We start from the raw sequence: 25,718 nt of genomic DNA on the forward strand, positions 1-25,718 counted from the left end.
TTTTTCATGGTGGGCATGTCTCCTCTTTCGACCGCTTCACGTAAAACCTCGTAGGCAAGCCCATCGATTTCAACAATTATTACGCCAGGATAATCCTTAATTTCAGTTTTTCTTTTCTTTTCAGCATCCCTTAAAACAGACCGGTAATATGAACTGTCATCATTAATTGTTATTAATGAGGAGAGTATGGTTGTAACGGCGGCCATGGCCAAAGGGGCAAGAATAATTGCTGCACCCTTAATTTCTATTCCAAACATTGGTGCGAAAATCTGAAGTAGGAGTCCGTTCAATATTAATGCTCCTACACCGAAGGTTAAAACTAAAAACGGCATGGCTATTCTTGTTAAAAGAGGCCAGAACAGTGAATTTATTAAACTGATGAAGAGCACTAAAAGTATTATGTCATCAAATTGGCTAACTTCGACTCCCAATCCTAAAAAACTTATCAAATATATCCCCAGGATATTTCCGATAAATACAATTAAACTTCTTTTCAAACTTCTTTTGGGGCTTTGTTTTTCCTTAATTATTTCCATGGTAATCATTTCCTCTTTTCAAAATCTTCAATCATTTATATGGGTAACTTTTCGGTGTATTGTTCTATTGAGTTTTTAGCGTCATCCAAGTTGATTCCTGTTTTTTCCTCCACTGTGGATTTAACTTCACTCAAATTGGTATTGTTTGTAAAATCATTTACTTTTGACTGCAAATCTCCAGTCATGTTTTTTACGTTGGAAATGGTATTGGATAAACCAGTATCATTCGGAAATACATTTTTGTATTGTACTGATTTTGCCATGTGAACTGCCACGTCCCTGTCCTTGCAACATATTATGATATTGTCGTGAGTAGTTTCATTAGACAATGGGATGCAATAGAATTTCCCATTATAATTTAATTTAATCATGTTAAATATGCTAATTTGCAATATCTCATCAGCATTTATTACATAACATGTATAACCATCGATGTTTTGATATTCTCCATTTTTTATCAAATCATTCAGGCTATTGAAACCGTATTCACTTACTTTGATAATATTTTTGTCATCGTGACTGTTGTATGTAACCAGGATTCCCTTGTTCCAATTCCATACTTTGGCGCCCTCAACATTTCCCCTATATTTGGTTTGATTGGCGGGAACCTCCAGGGTTGTTCCGTTTGGAGTTATGTCAATTTTTTCATAAGTTACTGAGGTAAGCATTATGAAAATGGCGCCTGCTGCAATGATTATTAAAATTATTATTCCGATTATAATTAGTTTTTTATTGTCCATTGGCCATACCTTCATGATTTTTCTGAGAATAATTCTTTAGAACCAATGTTTATCGATTTGATATTGCAACTATCAAACACGAATAAAACAATCATTAGTTAATTAAAGTTTGTGTTTTATAATATTTATAATGTAAATGAAATTTTTTTCAGTTAAACAAAATTATTAAATATTACCTTTTCGATAAATTATTAATATCTCTTTTAAAGAGTATCAATAAATATGTTAAACGGGTGATAAAATATGAATGTAATGGAAATAATTAAAGATGCTTTTGTATTTCCATCAAAAGATCTAAAAAACTTATTAATCTTTATTGTACTGTCATTAGTGGCAGGTGCATTTGCTTTTGGAGGATTTGTATTATATATTGGAGGATTCATTGTCCCTGAATGTTTTATGTGGGGAGGAATGGCTTGTATTGTTGCAATGATAATTGGATGGATAATGTCAGGTTATTTAATCTCCATTATCAAATCTGGAATTGATCAGGATGATAAAGTTCCTGGATTTGTATGGTGGGATAATTTCATCAATGGTTTCAATAATTTCGTTGTCGCAATCGTTTACTTTATTATTCCTGCTTTCATTGTTTTTGTCGTGGCATATCTTACAAATGTTTTCGGTAATTTCATGATTGTTGCACAAGGAATAATGCTGCAGGCAGAAGGTTCATATCTAGGATATTCTACCAGTTTTATGTCTGGTGCGATTTCTCAGGCACTTATCAATTTGGCGATTTCTTTAGCTACCACTGTTGCTATTGGTGTAATCGTATTTGTAATCTTTGCATTCTTCCAAACTATGGCTCAAGCAAGATTGGCAAATACCGGTAGTCTAGGTGAAGCTTTAAACGTTATGGAAGCAGCCAAAGACTTAAGAAGAATTGGAATAGGCAAAGTAATAATTGTTGTCTTATTGATTATTATAGTTGTTGCTATTGTTAATATGATTTTATCAATTATACCGTTTTTAGCAATTCTTTCATTTATAATAACTCCATATTTAGCAATCTTTGCTCAAAGAGCTATTGGATTATTATATTCTGATATAGCTTAATTTTTTAAGCTATACCTTTCTTTTTTTTGACTTTTTTTCAAAAAATTTGCTATCATTTTTTAGATAGAAATTAACAATTTCAAAAATGTGGTATGCTTTTTTCCTATCTGATTTTCATTGAATTTCCAAAAATTTAATTAATAATCTGAAATATAATTAATATAAGAAAAAGTTGAGGGAAATCGATAAGTTCATATCTTTTCGATAGGATAAAATGATTCTTAAGGTTAAAAATATTTCAGAAATTGGTGGAGTTGTCAAAGCGCCACCTTCCAAAAGCTATTCTCACAGGGCTGTAATTCTAGCCAGTTTGGCTAAAGGGACATCAAAATTGTATGATATGTTGTACTCTGAGGATACTTTAGCATCAATTCGAGTATGTAAGGCATTGGGTGCAAAAATTACTAAAAATGAAGATTATTTAGAGGTGATTGGTACTGGAGGCAATCTCCATAATTCCTCTGCTGATGAAATTGATCTTGCAAATTCAGGAACCACATTAAGGCTGATGACCTCTGTTTCAGCCTTAAGCGATAATGAGGTTATTTTAACCGGTGATGATTCCCTTCAAACCCGTCCCATGGGTCTTCTTATGGATGCATTGGTGCCGTTGGGAGTTGAAGCTTGTTCTTTAAAAGATAATGGAAAGGCGCCGATTTTAATCAAGCCGGGATATGCTGGTGGTGAGACCAATATCATGGGAAATGTCAGTTCACAGTTCATTTCATCAATACTGATTTCGTCTTCATTGTCTAAAAAGGGTGTAAGATTGTATGTACTCCCTGAATTCAAATCAAGACCTTATGTTAATATGACATTGGATATCATGAGGAAATTTGGTGTCAAAACTCTAAAAGGTTATTATTTAAAGCATGAAGGCTGCGATAAGGAGCATCAGGGCTGCAGAATTGATGAGTTTCTTGTAAGGAAGCAGAATTATGTTGCCTGCGATTATACTGTTGAGGGAGACTATTCTTCAGCGTCCTATCTGCTGGCATTGATTGCAATTAACGGCGGAAAAGCCAAGATTAAAAACCTGTTCAGGGATTCCAAGCAGGGTGACAAGTACATTTTAGATATTCTGCAGGATATGGGTGTTACAATCATCCGTGGTGAGGATTATGTAGAAATCGCTTCGGAAGGAAATCTGAAGGCGATTGATGTTGATTTGTCAAATGCTCCTGATTTGCTCATTACCGTTGCAGTGCTGGCTGCAATGGCTGAAGGCACAACCAACATTACAGGAGTTGCCCATGCAAGGGTTAAGGAAACCGACAGGATAGATACGACCTGCAGGGAATTGGAGAAATTGGACTGCAAGTTGACTGAAAGGGAAGATGGAATGAGCATAACAGGTGGTGTAACCTCAGGTGTTGTCGATTCGCATGGAGACCACCGGTTGGCGATGGCATTTTCACTGATTGGCCTTAAGCATGACATTGAAATTACAAATGGTGAGGTATTTGATGTGTCTTTCCCTAATTTCATTGAAGCGATGGCGGAACTCGGATTTGGACTGGAGTTAATAAAATGAATAAGGAAGAACGTGTAATCAAGTTGATTGAAGAGTTGGAGGGTGTTTTTGAGATAAGGACTTTCCTTGATCATGACCCATACAAGGTTTTGATTAGAACAATATTGTCCCAAAGGACACGGGATGAAAATACAGACCAGGCCACCAATAATCTCTTTGCCAAATATCCGGACATTTATGCTGTCGTTGATGCTCCGATTGATGATGTTAAGGAGCTAATCCGGCCTGCTGGTTTTTATAATGTCAAGGCAGGCAGAATTCAGGAAGTTTCACAGATTCTGATAGACCAATATGGCGGTGAGGTTCCGGATACAGTCGAGGAAATGGTCAAGCTTCCGGGAGTTGGCCGAAAAACCGCAAATTGCGTAATGGTATTTGCCTTTGAGCTTCCGGCAATTCCGGTGGATACTCATGTTCACAGAATTTCCAATCGTCTGGGACTTGTTGACACTAAAGATCCGGAAGAAACTGAAGCTGAATTGTGCAAAATTGCTCCTGAGGAGTTATGGATTAAATTGAATGATTTGATGGTTCAGTTTGGCCAGAACATCTGCAAACCTATAGGTCCTCAGTGTGAGATTTGTCCATGCACTGATATCTGTGATTATTTCAAGGAAAATATTTAACTAATTTTTAGTCATACCAAAACATTTATTAAGTAAAACATTGTTATATAACAATAGTTATTATAACGAATGTTATATAACTTTAATGTAACCCCTTTAATATGCCCTAAAATAAAATAAATAAATAGGAGAAAAAATTATGGCAAATATTCCAAAATTGAAAAGAGGAGTGCTCGATAGCATAACCGATGCTATTGGAAACACTCCAATCGTAAAGTTAAACAATTTGACTGAAGAATTAGAAGCAGAAGTTGACGTAAAAATTGAATCATTCAACCCAACCGGAAGCGTAAAGGACAGGGTAGCGGTTGCAATGATTGAAGATGCGGAAGAAAAGGGTCTTCTCAAGCAAGGATCAACAATCATCGAGCCAACCAGCGGTAACACTGGTATAGGTCTTGCTTTTGCAGCAGCTGCCAAAGGCTACAAATTGATTTTGACCATGCCGGAAACCATGTCCATTGAAAGAAGAAAATTCCTAAGCGTTTTAGGGGCAGAATTGGTATTGACTCCTGGTGCTGACGGAATGGGCGGAGCCATTGCAAAGGCAAATGAGCTCAATGAGGAAACTCCTGATTCAATCATCTTAGGTCAGTTTGACAATCCTGCAAACGTCAAAATCCATGCAGAAACCACCGCTCAGGAAATCCTAAGGGATACAGAAGGCAAAGTTGACATCGTTATTGGCGGTGTAGGTACCGGAGGAACAATCACCGGAATCGGTAAGGTATTGAAAGAGGAGGTTCCAGGTGTCAAAATCGTTGCAGTCGAGCCAAAAGACTCACAGACTTTGGGAAAAGGTGAAAAAGGACCTCATAAAATCCAAGGTATCGGTGCAGGATTTGTTCCGTCAATATATGATGCCGATGTAATCGATGAAATAATTCCTGTTGCAAATGAGGATGCTGGAAACACCTTGCTTGCACTCGCTAAGAAGGAAGGTATATTTTCCGGTATATCTTCTGGAGCTGCAACTTGGGCTGCTTTAGATTTAGCTAAAAAAGAAGAAAATAAAGGTAAAAGAATAATAGCCATCTTACCTGATAATGGTGAGAGATATCTCTCTGTTGACTGGTTATTTGAATAAGAATAAGTATATATACCATATGTTATATAATTTAAGTATAACATATTATGAGGTTTATCAATGTTTGATAATTTGAGGGCTGAAATTAAAGCCATTAAGGATAAGGATCCTGCCGCCAGGTCAACATTAGAGATTTTTCTATGTTATCCTGGATTTTGGGCCCTGTTGATGCATAGGGTTAGTCATTGGCTTTGGATTCATTCTTTCAAGCTTTTGGCTCGTATGAACTCCAACTTGGCAAGGTTCCTTACGGGCATTGAAATTCACCCTGGCGCAACATTTGGTAAACGAGTATTTATTGATCATGGTATGGGTGTTGTAGTCGGCGAAACCGCTATTGTTGGCGATGATGTGCTGTTATATCAGGGAGTGATTCTTGGTGGAACAAGTACGGAAAAAACCAAAAGGCACCCAACAGTTGAAAGGGGAGTGATTGTTGGAGCTGGTGCAAAGGTAATGGGAAACATTACCATTGGGGAATATTCCAAAATAGGTACCGGTGCAGTAGTTTTAAAGGATGTTCCTTCCCAATCAACCTGTGTTGGTGTTCCAGGAAGAATTGTCAAACGCAGAGGTGTGCGTCACGAAGAGGTTGACTTGGACCATGGCAAGCTCCCGGACCCTGTTGCCGATGCAATTAGAGTAATCGAAAAGCATCTTCAGGAAAACGATAAGCGTTTCGAAATTTTATTTGAAAAGCATGAGATTTGTTTGACTGAAGACATTAGAGATGAACAAGAAGAATTAGAAGATTTATTTAAAAAAGATGGCGATTAATATGAAACCACCCTGTGAAATTGTTGTATGGTATGTAATTCCTGCAATCAGATCAGAACTGGCAAAAGAGCTATTAAACTTAGGAATGAAACAGAAAGATGTTTCAGAACTTATGGACATTACCCAACCTGCAGTATCTCAGTACATCACGGATAAACGTGGAAGCGGCATTAAGCTTGATGATGATGTAAGAGCAATGATTCATGAATTTGCTCGCCAATTGTCAGAAGGTGAAGCCACAAAAGCAGATTTGATACCAAGAACATGTAAGATTTGCAAAAATGTCAAGACTGTTGACGTTTTGGCCCAACTCAATATTGATAAATCTGAACTCGGTGAAGACTGTCAATCTTGTATTGGTTCCGAAGTGGAATAGTGAAATATTGGAAAATATAGTAAAGTATTTAAACTATTAGTTACCAATATTTTATTATACTTTTTTAGTTAGTGGCAAGTTTACCGAGTGGCTAGGTGTGTGGCTGCAGACCATAATACGGGGGTTCAAGTCCCTCACTTGCCTTTTTAATTACTTTTTTTCGAGGTTTATTCTTATGGAAATTTATTCAACTTTAACTCGTAATAAAGAGGATTTTAAAACAATTAATGATAATAGGGTTAACTTATTTGTATGTGGCCCTACTGTTTATGATGATGCTCATATCGGGCATGGAAGAACCTACATTTCCTTTGATACAATCAAAAGATACTTGGAGTTCAAGGGATATGCAGTATTTTATATTCAAAATGTAACTGATATTGATGACAAGATTATCAACCGCTCAAAGGAAAGCGGAATTCCATCAGATGTTTTGGCACGTAAATTTGAGAAAAGATACCGTGAAGACATGGCAAAACTGAACGTCAATGGCGTAAACCTTTTTGCAAGGGCAACCGATCACATGCCTGAAATCCTTGACCAGATTCAAAGGCTGATTGACAAGGGCTTTGCATATGAAACCGAAGATGGAGTCTATTTTGAAATCGATACATTTGATGAGTTTGGTAAACTCTCCAACAGGAACGTTGAAGAGCTGGAATCTCATCGTGAAATAGCGGAAACCACCAAGAAAAATCATCAGGATTTCGCTTTATGGAAAAAACGTGAAGGCGTCGATGAACCTACCTGGCCATCTCCATGGGGAGACGGAAGGCCTGGATGGCACATTGAAGATACTGCAATCACTGAATTCTACTTTGGAGAACAGTATGATGTCCACGGTGGAGGTTTAGATTTAATATTCCCTCACCACGAAGCTGAAATCACACAAATGGAAGCGGTTTCAGGAAAATCTCCAATGGTAAGATACTGGTTGCACACAGGATTTTTAAATGTTAATGGAGAAAAGATGTCCAAGTCTTTACACAACTTCATTACAATCCGTGAATTGCTGGAAAGCTATGAACCGGATACCTTCAGGTTCTTTGTATTGTCAACCCATTACAGAAGTCCTATTGACTTTTCAAAAGATTCACTTCACCAGTCCGAAAGGAGTCTGGATAGAATCAGAAAATACTATGAACAATTGGATGTTGAAGTGGGCGATGAAGACTTTGAATGTGACGCATTAGCTCCTCACAAGGAAGAGTTCTTCGCCAGCATGGATGATGATTTCAACACTCCAAAGGCCATTGCTGCAATATTTGGTTTAATCAACGATACCAAAAACGATTTGGATGGCTTCAGTGAATCTGATAAGATTGCCATTAAGGCGTTCCTGGATGATGCTTCCCACATTTTGGGAGTCAGCTTTGAGCTTCAGGATGTAAATGCAGGATCTGATGACTTGCTTAACCTGATTTCTGAAGTGAGATCAGAGCTAAGAGCCAACAAGCAATATGATTTGTCTGATAAAATCCGTGATAACCTGCAGGCTTTAGGCTATGAAATTAACGATTAAGGAGAATTTTTCTCCTTTTTTTTCAAAATATGATGTAAACTATTTTTAACATTTATGTGAAATGCCTAATTGATATTAATTAGCACATATTCGCATTTTGCCTCATTTCTCATAGGCCATCCCCATCCTGTTAAACCTGATGATATGATTTGTTTCATATCTCCAAATTCATACTCCCCATAGTTTAAACGACCGGTTAAATCGTACATCATTCCATAAGGAAACATCTGTCCGCCATGTGTATGGCCGGAAAGCTGCAAATCAATATCTTCTTTGGCGTTTTCTTCATCTTCAACAGCTTGGTGGTCCAATACAATGAGATATTTGGACAAGTCACTTTCATTAAGAATTTCATCAACATCAATTCTATTGACTGAATCTTCCCACGCAGCATCACTTCTTCCAACCAAAACAATATCATTATTGATGGTGATCTTATCATCATTCAATATTTTAATTCCGTTTTCTTCAATAGATTGATTTAGGTCACTGTTAGTGAATGTCCTGTTTCCATTTTCATAATCTGTTGAGTAGGGTTGTCTGTCATGATTTCCAAAGATGTAATATGTTCCATATGTAGAGTTAAGTTTTCCGAATTCCTCAAATATCTCTTGCATCTCTTCTTCGGTCGTTCTCTCATCAACAATGTCTCCACCTAAAACAATAATATCTGGTTTCAGTTTATTCATTTTTAAAATGCTGTCTTTCACTAATTGAGTGTCCTGTATGGTTCCATAATGAACATCACTAACGAAAAGAATGGAATAGGATTCATTGTCAATTTTATCTGTGGTTAAATTATATTCAGTTAGTTCAATGTGGTTCATTCCATAAACGCTACCGATGATAATGACTGCAAAGATGATTGCGGCCAGCAATCCGTTTTTATGGATTTTTGTGATGAAATTCAGGTGTTTTTCTTTAAGTAGATATTTTTGAATAAGTCTTATTGAATCAGCGATTAAAGATGAAATAAACAAGTAAAATGTCAATATTGCTGCTAATGACCATATGTTTAGGCAAAATAGAAATGATAAAATTGCAATTATGCTGCTAATTATGATTTGTTTATTTTTTGATAATCTAACTTCATTGAAAGCATATTTTACTCTAAAAAAGGAATATGACCCAATTAAAATGCCTAAAATTATTCCTATAAATAGATATTCCTGGAAAAATCCTAATGTAAAAAAGTGTAAATGATTCATAATAATATTATGTTGAAGTTAATATGTAATTAATTTTTTACTCATTATTTTCAATTATTATTTGCCGACTCTTTTTCAAAAATATAACAATATTTATATACTAAAAATAACAGATGTTATTTTTGTATAACATAAGTTATACTTATCTATTCTACTTTTTTTAGGTTTACCAAAACATTTATATATAAAAAATAACTATTGTTATATAGTGAATATAACACGTGATATATTTTACTGAAATTCAAAAATAAAGGTGATAATAAATGACAAATAAAAATTATGGATTAGCAACTTTAGGTGTACGTGCAGGACAAACTCCAGACCCCGCAACAGGGGCACAGGCGGTTCCTATTTATCAGACAACTTCATATGTATTTAAAGACTCAGATGAGGCTGCAAGAAGATTCGCCCTTCAAGAATTTGGACAGATTTACTCCAGATTAACTAACCCTACCAGTGATGTATTTGAAGCAAGAATTGCTGCTATCGAAGGCGGCAACTCAGGTATTTCAACATCAAGTGGTCTTGCAGCAATTTCATATGCAATTCTAAACGTAACCGAGCCTGGAGACAACATCGTATCAGCAGACAACCTTTATGGTGGAACTTACCAGCTGTTCAACTACACCTTCAAGGATCTCGCAAGAAATGTCAAGTTTGTCGACTCACAGGACCTCGAAGCTTTTGAAGCGGCAATCGATGAAAAGACAAAAGCGATTTATGTCGAATCAGTCGGAAACCCAAAATTGGATGTGCCTGACTTTGAAGCATTGGCTGAAATCGCACACTCACATGACATTCCACTGATAGTTGACAACACTGTTGGTGTAGGACTTGTAAGGCCTCTGGAACATGGGGCTGATGTCATTGCAGCATCTGCAACCAAATATGTGGGAGGACACGGTACTGCAGTTGGAGGATACATTGTGGATTCCGGTAAGTTCAACTGGGGAAACGGCAAGTTCGCAAACTTCACAAAACCGGATCCAAGTTACCACGGATTGGTATTCTGGGATGCATTCGGCGATGTTCCTGAACTTGGAAACCTGGCATTTACCGTAAGGATAAGGGCAAGACTCTTAAGGGATCTTGGAGCAACCTTGGCACCTGTTCACAGTTTCCTGTTCCTTCAAGGATTGGAAAGTCTGGATGTAAGGGTAAAAAGACACTCTGAAAATGCATTGAAAGTGGCAAAATTCCTGGAAGCTCACCCTAAAGTCAAATGGGTAAACTATCCTGGACTTGAATCACATCCTACCTATGAAATCAACAAGAAATACTTGAAGGACAATTTTGCAGGTATCTTAGGTTTCGGTGTTGAAGGTGGAGAGGAAGCCGGAAGAAAAGTGATTGAAAAGCTTGAATTGTTCTCAATACTTGCAAACATCGGAGACGCAAAAAGTCTTGCAATCCACCCGGCAAGTACAACACATCAACAGCTGACACCAGAAGAGCAGGAAGCAACAGGCGTAACACCTGACTTCATCAGACTTTCCATCGGTCTTGAGGATGTTGATGATTTGATAGCTGATTTAAGTCAAGCACTTGACAGTATCTGAGTAAAGTAACCCTTTACTCACTTAAACTATTTATATTATAAAATTTTACTTATTAAAAAAGACAATTGGGGGATAATGAAATGTATTTGGATAACTCAGCAACCACACAAGTTAGTGAGGAAGTTTTTGAAGAAATGAAACCGTATTTTATTGAAGAGTTCGGAAACCCTTCAACTCTTTATAAAATCGGTCGTGAATCAAAAAAGGCATTGGATTTGGCCCGTCAAAGAGTGGCTGATGCAATCAATGCAAAACCTGAAGAAATAATTTTTACAAGTGGAGGATCTGAATCCGATAACCTTGCAATCAAGGGAATCGCTTTTAAATTGGCAAAAAAAGGTAAACATATAATTACCACCAATATTGAGCATCCGGCTGTAAAAAATACCTTAGGATTTTTGGAATCCCTTGACTTTAAGGTAACTTACCTTCCAGTCAATGAAAACGGTATCATAGAAATAGATGATTTGAAAGAGGCAATCACTGATGAAACCATTTTGATAACCGTAATGCATGCCAACAACGAGCTAGGTACAATTCAGCCTATTGAGGAAATAGGTAAGATTGCTCGTGAAAAGGGAATCAAATTCCACACTGATGCTGTTCAAAGCTTCGGAAAAATTGAGGTGGATGTTGAGAAATTGAATGTTGATTTGCTTTCATTATCTTCTCACAAAATCAACGGTCCGAAAGGTGTTGGAGCAATATACATCAAGAAAGGAACTCGTGTTGTCCCGCTCATACATGGTGGAGGCCAGGAGAAAGGCATCAGGTCAGGTACAGAAAACGTGCCTGGAATTGTCGGATTCGGAAAGGCCTGCGAAATAGCCGCAAACAAATTGGATGAACATTATAAAAAATTGTCTTCAATTCGTGATGAGCTCATTGAAAAGGTTTTAACCACCATTCCGGAAGCATACCTGAACGGTGACAGGGATACCAGGTTGCCAAACCTTGTAAGTTTCAGATTTAAAGCCATTGAAGGTGAATCATTGATTCTTCTATTGGATGCTAAAGGATATCAGGCTTCAACCGGTTCAGCATGTTCATCAAATACCCTTGAGGCATCACCGGTGCTAACCGCATTGGGATTGGATCCTGTTGATGTTCATGGGTCACTGAGAATTTCACTGGCGCCTGAAAGCGACACTTTCGATGTGGATGAATTCGTGGATACTGTTGCGGAAGCCGTCAAAAGATTAAGACAAATGTCACCGTTATGGAATCAGGAACTTGATTATGATGATATAATGTGTAAAAAGCATAGCGATACTTGTAAGAGGTGTTAATAATGGATTATTCAGAAAAGGTAATGGATCACTTTGCAAACCCTAGAAACTGCAGAAAAATGGAAGATGCAAATGGTGTTGGAACTGTAGGAAACCCGACCTGTGGAGATTTGATGACAATATACATTAAGGTCAATGATGATGAAGTCATCGAAGACATTTCCTTCCAGACCTTCGGCTGTGGGGCTGCAATTGCAACCAGCAGTATGATAACCGAGATTGCCGTTGGCAAAACCGTTGATGAAGCTTTAAAGATATCAAGAAATGATGTTGCCGATGAGTTGGACGGTCTTCCACCTATTAAGATGCACTGTTCAAACCTTGCTGCAGACGGTCTTCAGGCAGCAATTGAAAACTATAAAGAAAACAATCAATAATAATATATACTTTGATAAATAAATTATCTTTAACTCAAATAAGGAGATGTTTTATTATGGCAAAAATATTAAAATGTGACGACTGTGGAAGTATTATCCAAGTTTTAGTTGAAGATGACGGAGACACATGTGACACTCACATGCTCGCAATCCCTGTACAAACCGAAGGGGAAAAAGCTCCTAAACACAAACCTGTAGTTGAAATCGATGGTGACAAAGTGACCGTAAAAGTCGGCGAAGCCGCTCACCCAATGGATGATGATCACTACATCCAATTTTTAGTTGTTGAAGCTGGTGCAGAACAATACGGAAAATGCTTCAAACCTGGTGATGTTGCAGAAGCAACATTCACTGTAAACTCAACAGATGATGTTAAAGCCTTAGCATTCTGTAACTTGCACGGACTTTGGTCCAGCGAATAAGTTTAAAAATATATTTTTTAAACTTTCCTTATTTTTTTTCATGAAAAATTTTAATTACTTCTTTTTATATACCTTATAATGTGTCTAGTTATATCAAATTAATAATTTTTATTGTAGTTTTACTTTTAATATCTGTGGCTGTTGTTTATATCGATAGCTCAATGGATACCATTAACGAATCAATGCCTAAGATTAGTGACAGCATTGTTCATGGCGACAGGGATTACAATGAGTCCGTTGAATTATTGAATAATCAAAATTATGACCAATCAAGGCAAAAAGCGATATCCGCAGGAGACAATTATAATAATAGTTTGCATGGTCTGCAAAATATCAAAGATAAATACAAAAAGGACTTGAAGGAAGTTCACAAAGACTACATTGACACAACCATCAAAGAATTGGAACTCAAGTTGAAAGCTGTTGATAATTTGAAGGATTCAATATACTATCTGGAGATGTATGAAAATTATACCGGATCATCTTATGGAACAGATGCAAACGAGATAATGTATGATGCATTGAAGTATCAGAATGAAAGAAATGAAATCCTCCAGAATAATTCAAATTTATTTAGTTAGGCAGGTGTTTAAATGAAAACAAAATGTCCGAAATGTAAGGGAATAGGTTCAGTTGTAGTGGACTATAAGGAATGCGATGCCTGTGGTGGAACAGGTTATGAAGATGATGTTTTTGATATAGGAAGTCATTTTAAAGGAGTAAACAGCAAAGCACGTGATAAATTTGACCTCGGAGGAGAAGAGGATATTCCATGTGAAGCATGCAATGGAAAAGGGCAAGTTGAAGTTTACGAGGAATGCCCTCATTGTCATGGAACCGGTCAAATAAATGTATGTCGTGACTGTGGAAAGATACTTGATGAAAAATATGATTTATGCCACGAATGTGGTGAAAAAAGAAAGGCTGAGAAAATGAAGCACGATGAATTTGAAGCTAAAAGAAAAGAGGTCCGTGACGTATATGTCCTGGATTCAATATGTAATATGAAGGATATTGACAGGGATAAGCTATACAAAGGAAAAATCACAAGGATAGAAAGGTATGGTGCTTTCATATCCCTAAACAATAATGTCTGGGGACTCATGAGGGGAGATGTATCTGAATATAATGTTGGTGAAGAGATAATCGTATTTGTAACTTCAATCAAATCAAGGGAAGGCAAGATCGATTTTGCACCGGCTTATGTTGAGTCATATAATCTTAAAAGACTCACAAAGTCAATTCCAAGAACTCTTATTTCAGAATTGGATGAAAGTAAAGGCAAGATTGTCAGGATTGACGGTCAAGTCCAGCAGATTCAGCAGACTTCCGGCCCAACAATATTCATCATCAGCGATGAAACTGGAACCACTGAAATTGCCGCCTTTGATAAGGCAGGCGAAAGGTCATATCCGGAAATTGAGCTGAATGATGCTGTTCAGGTAATCGGTGAAGTTAACGAACATGGTGGAAAGACACAAATCGAGTCATCTTCAATGATAAAACTTGATGAAGAAAGCACACGCCAGCTACATAAATTAATTGACGATGCATTAAATCGCAAAGCTCAGCCACAAGAGGTTGATTTCTTTGTCAAAAGTGATGTTTTAAACAGGCTCAGACCTAAGATGTATGAGGCAGCTCAAAGAATCAGAAGGGCAATACTTGACGGAAGGACAATACTTCTCAGACACCACAATGATGCAGACGGTATCGTTTCAGGTGTTGCTATGGAAAAGGCCATTGTGCCATTGATACAGGAATCAAATCCAAGCAATGATGCGGAATACTATTACTTTAAAAGGTCACCGAGCAAAGCGCCGTTTTATGAGCTTGAAGATGTTGTAAAGGATCTGTCATTTGCCCTTGAAGACCAGGAAAGGCATGGCCAAAAATTGCCTTTAATCGTTTTGCTGGACAACGGTTCAACAGAAGAGGACATCGTGGCACTGATGCAGGCGAAAATATATGACATTGAAGTCGTTGTAATAGACCACCATTCTCCGGGAGAATTGCTCACAAAAGATGAAAGGGATGGCGAAATCTTCGGTGCAACAGTTGCGGTGGACGAATATGTTGACACACATGTAAATCCATACCTTGTCGGCGGAGATTCACAGCTGACTGCAGGATGTCTTGCAACAGAGGTGGCACATATAATAAATCCTGATGTTGAAGATTTAATCAAGCATCTGCCTGCAATTGCATCATTGGGAGACCGTGCTGAATGCGGTGAGACTTATCAATACCTTAAGCTTGCCGCCCAGAAGGGATTCAGCCAGGAACATCTTTCAAAGGTTGCCGAATGTGTTGATTTTGAGGCATACTTTTTAAGATTCATGAATGGAAGGGGAATAATGGATACCATTCTTGCGGTTGACAATCTGGACAAGCACAGAAAAATGATAGATGCTCTCTATAAGGAATATCAAAAAAGAATCGACACCCAGCTTAGGGCTGCCCTTCCAAACATTAAAAGGACTCAGCTTGAAAATGGAATTTACTTTAATCTGCTCGATGTTGAAAAGTTCGCACACAAATTCACGTTCCCTGCACCGGGCAAAACCTGCGGATTTGTACATGACCATGTCATAAAGGAAATCGGTGAAGACAAGCCGATAGTGACATTGGGCCATGGTCCTGATTTTGGCGTATTTAGAGCAACTGATGCAGTAAATGAATTATATGGATTTAACGTAAATGAAATTGTTGCAAAAATGATAGAAAATGTACCTCAAGCCGGTGTGGATGGTGGAGGTCACGAATGTGCAGGATCCATCAAATACATTGAGGGCCTTGGTCAAGAGGTATTATATAAAGTTGTAGAGGAAATACAATCATTATCTAGAAAAGGATAGAAATGGCATCAATGAACTATTGTAAAATATGCGGTCATAGAATACTGCCAAATGAACCTTACTGTATAGGTTGCGGACATAAAACAGGTTTTGATGCGAGTAATGCAGTTCCTGTTTTAACCCCTCCAATACACAATATAGGATTTTTTAATTTTCAAATAGACTTTTCACCATATATCATCACTAAAAATGATTTCAAATATGAGATATGCTCCTGCGGTTACTTAAACGATATAAATAACGAATATTGCTATATGTGTGGAGCCAAACGATCACAGAGCAGGTTTTCAAAAATTTTCAAAAGGAATGCCAAGCCAAAGTTTTCTGTGGGTAATGTTTTGTGTGAATGCGGGGCAGTCAACTCAAATGAAAACATTTTCTGTGAAATGTGCGGCAAACAATTGAAAGCCGATGAAATCAGGCCTGATGATAACTACAGCAATTTCAATCTCGAATTCAATGATTCAATATTCTGCTTTTGCGGTGAGGAAAATGAAAAATTCTCACAGTTTTGCCGCAACTGTGGACGTCCTTTGGTCAATTACGGCAATTTAGGAGAAATTGCAATTTTATGCACTTGTTCCACCCTAAATGAAATCACGTCCGATTTCTGCATTGAATGCGGCAATAATCTAAAAAAACTGGATACAAAAATAGTCTGCATATGCGGACATAGAAATCCTAAACATCTGAAATTCTGTGAAAACTGTGAAAGGCCATTAAATCCTCAGAGAAATGTAAAAACAAGATTGGTTTGCTCATGCGGAGAAATCTTGACATGGGATGCGGAATTTTGTTCAAATTGCGGTAAAAATATTCGAAGAAGAATTAATCAAAAAATTTCAATCAATTCAACGGTTAGAAGTCTTAAGGACATGTTTAGGTAGGTATGGCCATGAGAACCTGTGATATTTGCGGAACTTTGAATCTTAAGGAAAATAATTATTGCACCCATTGCGGCAATAAATTAATATTGGAGCATATTTGTCCATTCTGCGGCAAAAACAATCCTGATTCAGCTACATATTGTGTTGGATGCAAAAGCCAAATCAATCCCATCAGTATTGAGGATTTTGATACTCTGTTTTCCGAATTCAACCAGAACATGTTATTGAATGCCAATATTTCCGGTGAACAGTATAATCAGATTTTATCCAATATATTTGTCAGGGCTGATTACTTTGACGTTTGGGGGGATACTATAAAAAATAAGATATTAAATCTGGCAGGCATTTTCACTGAGTGCAAGCCTAAATCACGGGGATATGAGAGGGGTTTTATATTTGTAGGCAATGGAATTTATTATGATGATAGGTTGGAGGATTCAGTTCAGATTGCCACATTAATTCATGAATTAGGTCATTTTTTCTTATTTGAAATTGTTGAAATCTTATTATGTTATATTTTTAAGGTCAAATCTTCTTCCACTCTTCAAAGTTTTGTTTGGCATTTTTTAACCCTTCCGGAATTCAAAATCATGAATGAGTACTGTGCACACACTGTTGAGGGAAGGTTCATTCCATACGGGTATCAAAATTACGGATCTTTCAATGCTTTGGTTGAAAATTATGGATTTGATGAGGAATCGCTTGATGTTATGATAAAATTAGGCAATTCATTTGCTAATGAGATAATAATCTATTTGGAAAAATATATTGATGAAGAGCTTAGAAATGAAATAAAGCTACAGTACAGAAAAGATTTGGTTCAACCAACATATGAGTCAATTTTTAAAGAAACAACAGATAGTTATCCATTAGATATAAAAAATACTCTTTTGTTAAAAATGTTATATGATGTCTTAAAAGAAGTTTCAAACAATGGAGATATAATTGAATTAGAAAGTATAAAAGAAGGTATAGAATTAGATTAATTACTCTTCTTTTTCTTCTTTCTCTTTAATAGTTTCTAAAACGTCTTTGCCGGTATCGGTCAATCTGTATAATCTTCCTTTACGGGCTTCTTCGTTTATACATTCAACAATTTCTTTGCTTTTTAATTCGCTTAGAACTTTTGAAATATGATTAGTTCTAATCCCACTATCTTTAGCAATGTTTGTTGGTATTTTAACATCATCACCAATTGATTTTAATGTTTTTTCTCGGTATTTTGAAATTTGAACATATGAAGTTAATTTCAAAAGTTCATCATTGTCTTTTACCATAATAAAATATATAGTCTTTATGATATAAAATATTTTATAACATTGTATGTTTAATTTAAACACTTCTTAGGTTATGATATTCATGGATAAATAACTTCATATATAAGGCTTGTTAAAAATATTAACATATTAAAATTATTTGTACACTGATTAAAATGAAATGTAGTAAATGTGGTCAAGAAAATAAGCGTGAAGCGAAATTTTGCACTAAGTGCGGCAACCCATTGTCAGCACCCGCTGAAAGTGTTACGCCTAGCAATTCCAATTTTAATACTAAATATCTGATAATCGCTTTGATTGTTGTTATTATAGTACTGGTTGGAGTTATTGGTTATTTTGCACTGAATAACGGTTCAGGTGTTGGTGATGCCAGTCCAAAAACTAGTGCAGATTCCGACAAAGTTCAGTCTAATGATAATTCTAATGATAAGGCTAATGATAGTTCTAACGATAATTCAGATTCTTCAAAGAAAACACATGAATCTTCTTCAAAAACATCCAGTTCATCTAAATCGAAAAAATGGGTTTCTATAGGAAGATATTCCGGTTCCGGTTCAGGTTCTAAAACTATCAAGGTTCCTGATGGTAAAATTAAAGTGGAACTTTCTGCATATCCAATTTTGAATTACGCTACAAACCATTTGTATGTATCTGGTACAAATGGTGAGTCCGGTGGAGTGGATTGGGGTCCAACAAGTGATGTTGAGACAAGATCAGATTCATTCAAGTTTACCTCTAAATCAGAGGAAGAATTTACGATAGATTATTATGAGACTGTAAGTTGGGAAGTTGAATTCTTTAGGTATCAATAAGTGATTAAATAATCACTTATTCTATTTTTTTTTGACAAATTTTTAAATATATAGAATAATAAAATAATTACTATGTTTTTTGATTTAAATGTTAAGGGCAGTAGCTTGGAAAATAATGTCAAATTGGCTAGGCAGGCTTCTGAGTATGGATGGGAGCATATTAATTTTTCATACAATCAAAATGACTTTAAAAATGCCCTGAATTTAAGTGATGAGTTAAAAGATAGTTTAAAAGACATTATTACTTTTAATTATACTTTGGAGATTAAATCAACAAACATTAATGAAATCAGAAAGGCAGTCAATAAATTCCGGAATGACTCATTATGCATTTCTGTTATTGGTGGAGATTTGAAGGTTAACCGGGCCGTTCTGGAAAATGTTAAAATTGATGTATTGTCAAGACCTTACCTGAAAAGGTATGATTCCGGATTAAATCATATTCTTGCAAAAGAAGCTCTAAAAAATAATGTTGCCATTGAATTATGTTTTGAGGATATTTTAAAAAGCTATTTGGCGCCTAGGGCAAAAATAATTTCAAATTTCAGAGACATTTACACATTATACAGGAAATTCGATTTTCCTTTGATTCTATCTTCAAGAGCAGAGTCCATATTTGATGTAAAGACCACCCAGGATTTTGTTTCTGTTTTCAAGCAAACCGGTTTGAGTGAAGATGAAATAATCACTGCGTTCAAAACATCCAAGGACATACTTGAATTCAACAAGAATAGGAAGGACTTGATTTTTAAGGGCGTTAGGAGGGTAAACGATGAGGCTTAAGGTTTTGCCGCCCACTCTTAGAAAAAATAACAGATATCTTACATTGGATATCAAAACCACTTCTCCAATCACCAAAGACGAATTGGTAAGTATGATATGGGACACATGTATTCGTTTTCAGGGTGAAGCTATGTCTTCCAATTTTAATTTATGGGTCATGAAATTTTATGAAATCGAAAAAACAGAGGATTACATTAATTACAAATCCATTGTGAGATGCCAAAGGGATTTTGCAGAAAATGTACGATCTTCCCTTGCCCTGACCTACAAGTACAACGGCAATGTTGTTTCGCTGACTACCATCGGCATGTCCGGAACTATAAAGGCTTCTCAAAAATACATTTAATTACTTTTTGTTATTTTAAAATAGAAAACTTTATAAATAAATATAATTATAAATATCAATTGGATTTATGGAAAAAAAGAATAAAAAATATTTTAATTCGCACTGATTTGTGATTAAAATAAAAATTTGCCTTTTCATGGAAGATTTGGTTTTATTTTTTTTAAGTTGTCGAATATGAAATATAATATTTATAAAAATATGAGGTATTAATATGCAACCTTTACAAAATGCTGGATATGACAGGGCTATTACTGTATTTAGCCCAGATGGAAGACTTTTCCAAGTAGAATATGCAAGAGAAGCTGTTAAAAGAGGAACTACATCAATAGGTGTAAAAAGTTCAGAAGGTATTGTTTTAGCTGTTGACAAAAGAACAACTTCAAAATTGGTTGAAGCTTCATCTATCGAAAAGATTTTCAAAATAGATGAGCATATTGGAGCAGCTACTTCAGGTCTTGTCGCTGATGCAAGGGCATTGGTTGAAAGAGCAAGAGTTGAAGCTCAAATCAATAAAATCACATATAGTGAACCTATTCGTGTAACTAGCTTATCTAAGAAATTATGTGACATGCTACAGTTATATACTCAAAATGGTGGAGTAAGGCCATTCGGTTCAGCTTTAATCATTGGTGGAATATATAACGGCAAATGCAAATTATTCGAAACTGACCCAAGTGGAGCTTTAATTGAATACAAGGCAACCGCTATTGGTTCTGGAAGAAATGCTGCAATGGACATTTTTGAAGAAAAATACGAAGATTCTTTAACATTGGAGGGAGCTATCGAATTGGCATTGACCGCTATCAATGAAGCCACCGATCATGAAACCACTTCAAACAATGTTGAAATCGCAGTAATTAAAATCGATGACGAAAAGTATGTGAAACTCTCTCAGGATGAAGTACAAAAATACATTGATGAAGTACTTCCTAAAGAAGAGGAAGAAGACGAAAACGAAGAATCCGAAGAGGATTCCAAAGAAGAATAATTATTTTCTGATAAATTAGTTAGGGGATGCTTTGATGGTAAATGTTGATGAAGCTATAATTGCTAAATACGAGTACTCAGGTGAACATTTTGAAATATTGGTTGACCCTGATTTAGCGGCAGATTTTCGAAATCCTGACGGCCCAGATGTTGCCATCGAAGATCTTTTAGCTGTTGAAGAAATTTTTAAAGACTCCAAAAAAGGAGATAAGGCTTCTGATGAAGCCATGAATAAAATCTTTGAAACTACCGATCCTATTGAAGTTTCAAGGATTATACTTGAAAAGGGAACTGTACAGTTAACTGCCGATCAAAAAAGAAAGATGCAGGAGGATAAAAGAAAACTTGTAATAAATAAGATTGCAAGAGAAGCAATCAATCCTCAAAATGGCTTGCCTCATCCGGTCCAAAGGATTGAAAATGCATGTGACGAGGCCAAGGTCAAATTTGATCCGTTCACATCAGTTGACCAACAGGTTCAATCAGCCCTTAAAGCTATCAAGCCACTTATTCCAATCAGATTTGAAAAAGTTAAAGTCGCTGTCAGACTTCCGGGTTCAGTAGCAGGCGGAGCCTATAATGTAATCCATGGATTTGGAGAAATCGTCAATGAAGAATGGCAGCAGGACGGTTCTTGGATAGGCATTGTGGAAATGCCGGGTGGTCTTCAGAATTCTTTCGCTTCAAAAATGGCTGAAATTTCAGGTGGAGAGGCGGAAACCAGAACTATAAAGTAAATTCATATTTATAGGGATTACTATGATACACGTGGAAAATAAAGATTTAGTTATTCCAGGCCAGATATTGGCTGATGATGAATACTATTCAGGAAGAGGTACCTTTAAAGAAAACGGTAAAGTTTGCTCTTCTTTGTTGGGACGTGTTTCTTTAAGGAATAAAAAAATTAGAGTCATTCCTTTAAAGAGCAAATATGTTCCTAAAAAAGGAGATGTCGTAATCGGTAAGATTAAGGATGTCAGATTCTCAATGTGGGATGTAGACATCAATTCACCATATTCAGGAATTTTACCTGCCTTTGAAGTGTTTGGTCGTGAGAAAAAAGAACTCAACAAGGTATATGATGTTGGGGATGTGCTATTTTTAAGAGTTGTCGATGTTGATGAAATCAAAAAGGCAAAACTCGGTTTAAAAGGTAGAGGAATGGGTAAATTCAAAGGAGGAATTATTGTAGATATTGCTCCAACCAAGGTTCCTAGATTAATCGGTAAAAAAGGCTCAATGATTAACATGATTAAAGACAAAACAAAATGTAAAATCGTTGTTGGTCAAAACGGTCTTGTATGGGTTAAAGGAAACGAAGACATGGAACAGCTTACCCGTGAAATAATTCATTTGATTGAAGCTGAAGCTCATACTTCTGGTTTAACAAATAAAATTAAAAACAAATTGTACCTGGCTATCGATGGAGAATTGCCTCCTGAAGAAGTTGAGGAAACCGAAGAGGAATTTGTTTTAGAAAAACCTAAACTTCAAAATTTTAAAGAAGAATTAGAACAAGAAGAAAAGGAAGCTGAAGAAAAGGCAGCAGCAGAAGAAGCTGAAGAAGCTGAGGAATCAGAAGAGGCTGAAGAAGCAGAAGAAGAGAAAGAGAAAAAAGAAAAACCAGACATTGGTGAAGTTATAGAAGAATTTAAAAGAAAAAATAAAAGCAAAGATGGTTCACTATCATACGGTGATAACTCAAACAATTCTTTCATATTGAATAATAAATAATTCTTCACGTTTATGAGGTTGATATGATGTCAGATATTATAAGAGATGATGGTAGGAAATTTGATGAATTACGTCCTATTAAGATTGAAGCTGGAGTTCTTGAACGTGCAGACGGTTCAGCTTACTTGGAAGTTGGAGGAAATAAAATACTGGTAGCTGTTTATGGTCCTAGGGAATCATACATCAGAAGATTACTCGAACCTAACACCGGTGTAATCAGATGCAGATATAACATGGCACCGTTTTCTGTAGATGACAGAAAAAGACCAGGACCTGACAGGAGATCCTCTGAAATTTCCAAAATCACTGCTGATGCTTTAAGACCAGCATTAATGTTGGAAAATTATCCTAGATCAATGATTGATATTTATATAGAAGTAATCGAAGCTGAAGGTGGAACCCGTTGTGCTGGAATTACAGCAGCTTCCGTTGCTCTTGTCGATGCAGGAATACCTATGAAAGACATTGTTGTAGGTTGCGCTGCAGGTAAAGTTTATGATGAAATAGTCCTTGACTTATCTGAAAAAGAGGATAAGGAAGGTCAAGCTGATGTTCCAATAGCTATGATGCCAAGAACCGGCGAAATCACCTTATTGCAAAGTGACGGTGACTTAACTGAAGAAGAATTTGCAAAAGCAATCGATTTAGCTATGGAAGGATGTCGTAAAGTAAATGAAATCCAAAAAGAAGCTTTAATGAAAAAATATTCTATAGAATAAGGGGGTGGAAATATGCAGATAGTACCAGAAATTACAAGAAGAAGTATTGAAAACCTTGTCGGAAATGATAAAAGAGAAGATGGCAGGGCACTTGATGAATATAGGGACATTTCTATTGAAACTAATGTTATTTCTAAGGCTGAAGGTTCCGCTCGTGTTAAAATCGGTGGAACTCAAGTTATTGTAGGTATTAAACCACAGCTTGGAAGCCCATTCCCGGACACTCCAGATTTAGGAGTTTTAATGACCAACTGTGAAATGTTGCCGATGGCTGATCCTACTTTTGAACCGGGACCACCTAGTGAAGATTCAATCGAACTTGCACGTGTGGTTGACAGAGGTATTCGTGAAAGTGAATTGGTGGAATTAGATAAGTTATGTGTTGAAGAAGGAAAACACGTTTGGATGCTATTCATTGACTTGCATATTATCGATAACTGTGGAAACCTTTTCGATGCATGTGAATTAGCAGTCATGGCTGCTTTAAAAACCACTAAATTGCCTGTTGCAACTATCGTTGATGAAGAAGTTGTACTCAGTGAAGATGAAACCTTTGATTTACCAATCAACAACGAATTGGCTTTATGTACCTTCGTTAAAATTGGTGATAAGATTGTAATCGACCCAACATTATCCGAAGAAAGCGTAGCTTCCGCTCGTTTAAATGTTGGTGTTACAAAAGATGGCCACATCTGTTCCATGCAAAAAGGTGGAAAAGAGCCATTGACCAAAGATGACATTCTTTTCGCTGTCAATTTGGCAGTTAAAAAAACAAAAGAGTTAATAGAACATCTTTAAATGTCCTGAGGACGATTAAGATTTCTAAATTCTTTTTTTTCTATTTTTTTATTATCAATCAGGACAAATTTTGCATCTATTTTTTCTATCAGTCCCTTGATATGCAGAACATCATTTGATATCAGATTTTCGATTTCGGGAATAATGCTTTTATGGTATATTGAATGAAGTGGTTCGGATGTTTTCAATTTGTTTTCATCATCGTGATATGGCACAATGGCCTGATAGTCTTCATCAATCTCTTCAAAAATAGTATTTATATAATTTTTGGAAACATAAGGACTGTCGCAAGGCAGAATAAGGGCATATTCACCTTTGATTTCATATAGTCCGGTCATGATTCCGGGCATGGGGCCTTTGTTTTTAATCTTATCTTCTACAAAAGTAATTGTGTATGTGTAGTCTTTTGGATTGATAAATTCGCTGTATCTCTCAATCCTTTTTGTGTCATTTAAAACAATTATTGCTTCATTAATCTGGTGGTTTAAAGTAGCAAGAATATGTTTGATCATAGGTTTGTCCCGAATAATCATGGAACCTTTGTCCTGACCCATTCTGCTACTCTTACCTCCACATAAAATAATGCAAGATTTAATACTTTCACCATTTTCAATATCGTTACTCATATTAAATCTCTCCGGAACTATTTTACATATACGTCTGCATCAGCATCAAATGGATTGGTACGAATAACTAATGCAATCATGTAAGGGTAATTCTTATACAGGTATTTTAGATAATTGACCCATTCATAGACTAATTTGTCGTATACCCTTTTCATGTCTCCATTCAAATGGCCGAAGTCAGTATCTGTAACTAATGCCAAATCTTTTCTGTGTTCAAGCTCTTCATCCAAGTGAAGAATGGCATTGGTCAATTCGGTAAATTCCTCTTTTTCAAGTAAATTAGGGTTGTTTATTAAGTTAATAATAAATTCTCTTTTACTTGCAAGCAATGTTCTTAAGTTTTCTAAGAACTCTTCACGTTCTTCAGCAGAGATGTCTGCCTGAAAATCAAGTGAAGCGTCTTTTAGTTCAGCTAGTTTATTGTCAAAGTCTTCTTCATTCCAATTTTTGATTGATTTTAAGTTTTCGGTACTTGTTTTATATTTGTTTGCAGCGCTCAACTGGCTAATCAAGTCGTTTCCAACTTCTGAAAAGAAAGTACTCATAAGCATGTCTAATTTTTCAAGCATGGCTTCTTTTTCCTTCTTTTCAATGATTTCATCAAGCAAGAATGCTACTAGCAGAATATCAACTGGAATGAAACCTAAATGTGTCCAAACATATGAAATAATATGTTCTCCGTCACCTAATACAAGGTAATTTGATCCATAAATGATAATTATCAGCAAAACCATTACTATGGAAAATTTTACCTTCCAACTTAATCGTTTACTCATTTG

29 protein-coding genes and 1 tRNA gene are annotated in these 25,718 nt (G+C 36.2%); 24 read left to right on the forward strand and 6 right to left on the reverse strand.

The window, feature by feature from the left end:
- Positions 1-536 (reverse strand): phage holin family protein (locus QZ138_RS03140; RefSeq protein WP_292886130.1); only part of this gene is annotated, 536 nt, incomplete at its 3' end.
- A gap of 35 nt (positions 537-571) precedes the next feature.
- Positions 572-1,276 (reverse strand): hypothetical protein, encoded by a 705-nt coding sequence (locus QZ138_RS03145; RefSeq protein ID WP_292886133.1) that lies wholly within the window; start codon positions 1,274-1,276, stop codon positions 572-574.
- 330 nt (positions 1,277-1,606) lie between these two features.
- On the opposite strand from QZ138_RS03145, the gene QZ138_RS03150 reads away from it, so the two are divergent.
- From QZ138_RS03150 to cysS, 8 genes are all read left to right on the forward strand, one after another.
- Positions 1,607-2,335 carry a DUF4013 domain-containing protein gene (locus QZ138_RS03150; RefSeq protein ID WP_292886136.1) on the forward strand — a complete coding sequence of 243 codons (729 nt, stop codon included), beginning with the start codon at positions 1,607-1,609 and terminating at the stop codon, positions 2,333-2,335.
- A gap of 214 nt (positions 2,336-2,549) precedes the next feature.
- A complete protein-coding gene (aroA, locus tag QZ138_RS03155) occupies positions 2,550-3,869 on the forward strand; it encodes a 3-phosphoshikimate 1-carboxyvinyltransferase (RefSeq protein WP_292886139.1) in 1,320 nt (439 codons plus the stop codon).
- Positions 3,866-4,495, forward strand: coding sequence for an endonuclease III (gene nth / locus QZ138_RS03160; protein WP_292600189.1), 630 nt, complete (start codon positions 3,866-3,868; stop codon positions 4,493-4,495). Before aroA ends, nth begins: the two co-directional genes overlap by 4 nt.
- A gap of 139 nt (positions 4,496-4,634) precedes the next feature.
- Positions 4,635-5,582, forward strand: a complete 948-nt coding sequence (gene cysK / locus QZ138_RS03165; RefSeq protein WP_292600187.1) for a cysteine synthase A — start codon at positions 4,635-4,637, stop codon at positions 5,580-5,582.
- 60 nt (positions 5,583-5,642) lie between these two features.
- The gene (gene cysE, locus QZ138_RS03170; protein WP_292600184.1) at positions 5,643-6,359 is read left to right on the forward strand and encodes a serine O-acetyltransferase; all 717 of its coding nucleotides are present in this window, start codon (positions 5,643-5,645) and stop codon (positions 6,357-6,359) included.
- 1 nt (position 6,360) lies between these two features.
- Positions 6,361-6,735 (forward strand): transcriptional regulator, encoded by a 375-nt coding sequence (locus tag QZ138_RS03175; protein ID WP_292600183.1) that lies wholly within the window; start codon positions 6,361-6,363, stop codon positions 6,733-6,735.
- A gap of 73 nt (positions 6,736-6,808) precedes the next feature.
- A tRNA-Cys gene (locus tag QZ138_RS03180) sits at positions 6,809-6,879 on the forward strand.
- 31 nt (positions 6,880-6,910) lie between these two features.
- Positions 6,911-8,257, forward strand: coding sequence for a cysteine--tRNA ligase (cysS, locus tag QZ138_RS03185; RefSeq protein ID WP_292886143.1), 1,347 nt, complete (start codon positions 6,911-6,913; stop codon positions 8,255-8,257).
- 65 nt (positions 8,258-8,322) lie between these two features.
- On the opposite strand, the gene QZ138_RS03190 is transcribed toward cysS, so the two are convergent.
- Complete coding sequence (locus QZ138_RS03190) at positions 8,323-9,237, reverse strand: metallophosphoesterase (protein ID WP_292886146.1); 915 nt, start codon at positions 9,235-9,237, stop codon at positions 8,323-8,325.
- A gap of 491 nt (positions 9,238-9,728) precedes the next feature.
- Between QZ138_RS03190 and QZ138_RS03195 the strand changes: the two genes are divergently transcribed.
- The 8 genes from QZ138_RS03195 (at position 9,729) to QZ138_RS03230 (ending at position 17,843) form a co-directional block, all read left to right on the forward strand.
- A complete protein-coding gene (locus tag QZ138_RS03195) occupies positions 9,729-11,024 on the forward strand; it encodes an O-acetylhomoserine aminocarboxypropyltransferase/cysteine synthase family protein (RefSeq protein WP_292886149.1) in 1,296 nt (431 codons plus the stop codon).
- Positions 11,025-11,104: 80 nt separating this feature from the next.
- Positions 11,105-12,313, forward strand: a complete 1,209-nt coding sequence (gene nifS, locus QZ138_RS03200) for a cysteine desulfurase NifS (RefSeq protein ID WP_292886151.1) — start codon at positions 11,105-11,107, stop codon at positions 12,311-12,313.
- A 2-nt stretch (positions 12,314-12,315) separates the two neighbouring features.
- Complete coding sequence (nifU, locus tag QZ138_RS03205) at positions 12,316-12,690, forward strand: Fe-S cluster assembly scaffold protein NifU (protein WP_292600174.1); 375 nt, start codon at positions 12,316-12,318, stop codon at positions 12,688-12,690.
- Between the two features lie 56 nt (positions 12,691-12,746).
- A complete protein-coding gene (locus QZ138_RS03210; protein WP_292886154.1) occupies positions 12,747-13,112 on the forward strand; it encodes a desulfoferrodoxin family protein in 366 nt (121 codons plus the stop codon).
- A gap of 134 nt (positions 13,113-13,246) precedes the next feature.
- Positions 13,247-13,693 carry a hypothetical protein gene (locus tag QZ138_RS03215; protein ID WP_292886157.1) on the forward strand — a complete coding sequence of 149 codons (447 nt, stop codon included), beginning with the start codon at positions 13,247-13,249 and terminating at the stop codon, positions 13,691-13,693.
- A 12-nt stretch (positions 13,694-13,705) separates the two neighbouring features.
- Positions 13,706-15,970 carry a DHH family phosphoesterase gene (locus QZ138_RS03220; protein ID WP_292886160.1) on the forward strand — a complete coding sequence of 755 codons (2,265 nt, stop codon included), beginning with the start codon at positions 13,706-13,708 and terminating at the stop codon, positions 15,968-15,970.
- 11 nt (positions 15,971-15,981) lie between these two features.
- Positions 15,982-16,857 (forward strand): zinc ribbon domain-containing protein, encoded by an 876-nt coding sequence (locus QZ138_RS03225; RefSeq protein WP_292886163.1) that lies wholly within the window; start codon positions 15,982-15,984, stop codon positions 16,855-16,857.
- 8 nt (positions 16,858-16,865) lie between these two features.
- On the forward strand, positions 16,866-17,843 hold the full coding sequence (locus QZ138_RS03230) for a zinc ribbon domain-containing protein (protein ID WP_292886166.1): 978 nt from the start codon (positions 16,866-16,868) through the stop codon (positions 17,841-17,843).
- Here the strand turns inward: QZ138_RS03230 and QZ138_RS03235 are convergent, their stop codons facing one another.
- Positions 17,844-18,134: a winged helix-turn-helix domain-containing protein gene (locus QZ138_RS03235; RefSeq protein ID WP_292600163.1), complete on the reverse strand. Its 291-nt coding sequence runs from the start codon at positions 18,132-18,134 to the stop codon at positions 17,844-17,846.
- 155 nt (positions 18,135-18,289) lie between these two features.
- On the opposite strand from QZ138_RS03235, the gene QZ138_RS03240 reads away from it, so the two are divergent.
- The 8 genes from QZ138_RS03240 to rrp42 all read left to right on the forward strand — a co-directional run bounded on the left by QZ138_RS03240 (position 18,290) and on the right by rrp42 (position 24,313).
- Positions 18,290-18,946 carry a zinc ribbon domain-containing protein gene (locus QZ138_RS03240; protein WP_292886168.1) on the forward strand — a complete coding sequence of 219 codons (657 nt, stop codon included), beginning with the start codon at positions 18,290-18,292 and terminating at the stop codon, positions 18,944-18,946.
- A 72-nt stretch (positions 18,947-19,018) separates the two neighbouring features.
- Entirely contained in the window at positions 19,019-19,729 is a 711-nt protein-coding gene (gene rnp3 / locus QZ138_RS03245) for a ribonuclease P protein component 3 (RefSeq protein ID WP_292886170.1), read from the forward strand.
- The gene (locus QZ138_RS03250; protein WP_292886173.1) at positions 19,719-20,075 is read left to right on the forward strand and encodes an Rpp14/Pop5 family protein; all 357 of its coding nucleotides are present in this window, start codon (positions 19,719-19,721) and stop codon (positions 20,073-20,075) included. The genes rnp3 and QZ138_RS03250 overlap by 11 nt, the downstream gene beginning before the upstream one ends.
- Positions 20,076-20,286: 211 nt before the next feature.
- Complete coding sequence (gene psmA / locus QZ138_RS03255; protein WP_292886176.1) at positions 20,287-21,063, forward strand: archaeal proteasome endopeptidase complex subunit alpha; 777 nt, start codon at positions 20,287-20,289, stop codon at positions 21,061-21,063.
- Positions 21,064-21,097: 34 nt separating this feature from the next.
- Positions 21,098-21,799, forward strand: a complete 702-nt coding sequence (locus QZ138_RS03260; protein WP_292886178.1) for a ribosome assembly factor SBDS — start codon at positions 21,098-21,100, stop codon at positions 21,797-21,799.
- A gap of 22 nt (positions 21,800-21,821) precedes the next feature.
- A complete protein-coding gene (gene rrp4 / locus QZ138_RS03265; protein ID WP_292886181.1) occupies positions 21,822-22,796 on the forward strand; it encodes an exosome complex RNA-binding protein Rrp4 in 975 nt (324 codons plus the stop codon).
- Positions 22,797-22,819: 23 nt separating this feature from the next.
- Positions 22,820-23,515 (forward strand): exosome complex exonuclease Rrp41, encoded by a 696-nt coding sequence (gene rrp41 / locus QZ138_RS03270; RefSeq protein WP_292600150.1) that lies wholly within the window; start codon positions 22,820-22,822, stop codon positions 23,513-23,515.
- Positions 23,516-23,527: 12 nt separating this feature from the next.
- Entirely contained in the window at positions 23,528-24,313 is a 786-nt protein-coding gene (gene rrp42 / locus QZ138_RS03275; RefSeq protein WP_292600148.1) for an exosome complex protein Rrp42, read from the forward strand.
- On the opposite strand, the gene QZ138_RS03280 is transcribed toward rrp42, so the two are convergent.
- Positions 24,310-24,939, reverse strand: coding sequence for a molybdenum cofactor guanylyltransferase (locus tag QZ138_RS03280; protein WP_292886184.1), 630 nt, complete (start codon positions 24,937-24,939; stop codon positions 24,310-24,312). The genes rrp42 and QZ138_RS03280 overlap by 4 nt on opposite strands.
- A 17-nt stretch (positions 24,940-24,956) precedes the next feature.
- Positions 24,957-25,715: a hypothetical protein gene (locus QZ138_RS03285; protein ID WP_292600144.1), complete on the reverse strand. Its 759-nt coding sequence runs from the start codon at positions 25,713-25,715 to the stop codon at positions 24,957-24,959.
- Positions 25,716-25,718 lie beyond the last annotated feature (3 nt).

It is taken from the genome of Methanobrevibacter sp. UBA212 (assembly GCF_905233225.1).
Lineage (GTDB): Archaea > Methanobacteriota > Methanobacteria > Methanobacteriales > Methanobacteriaceae > Methanocatella.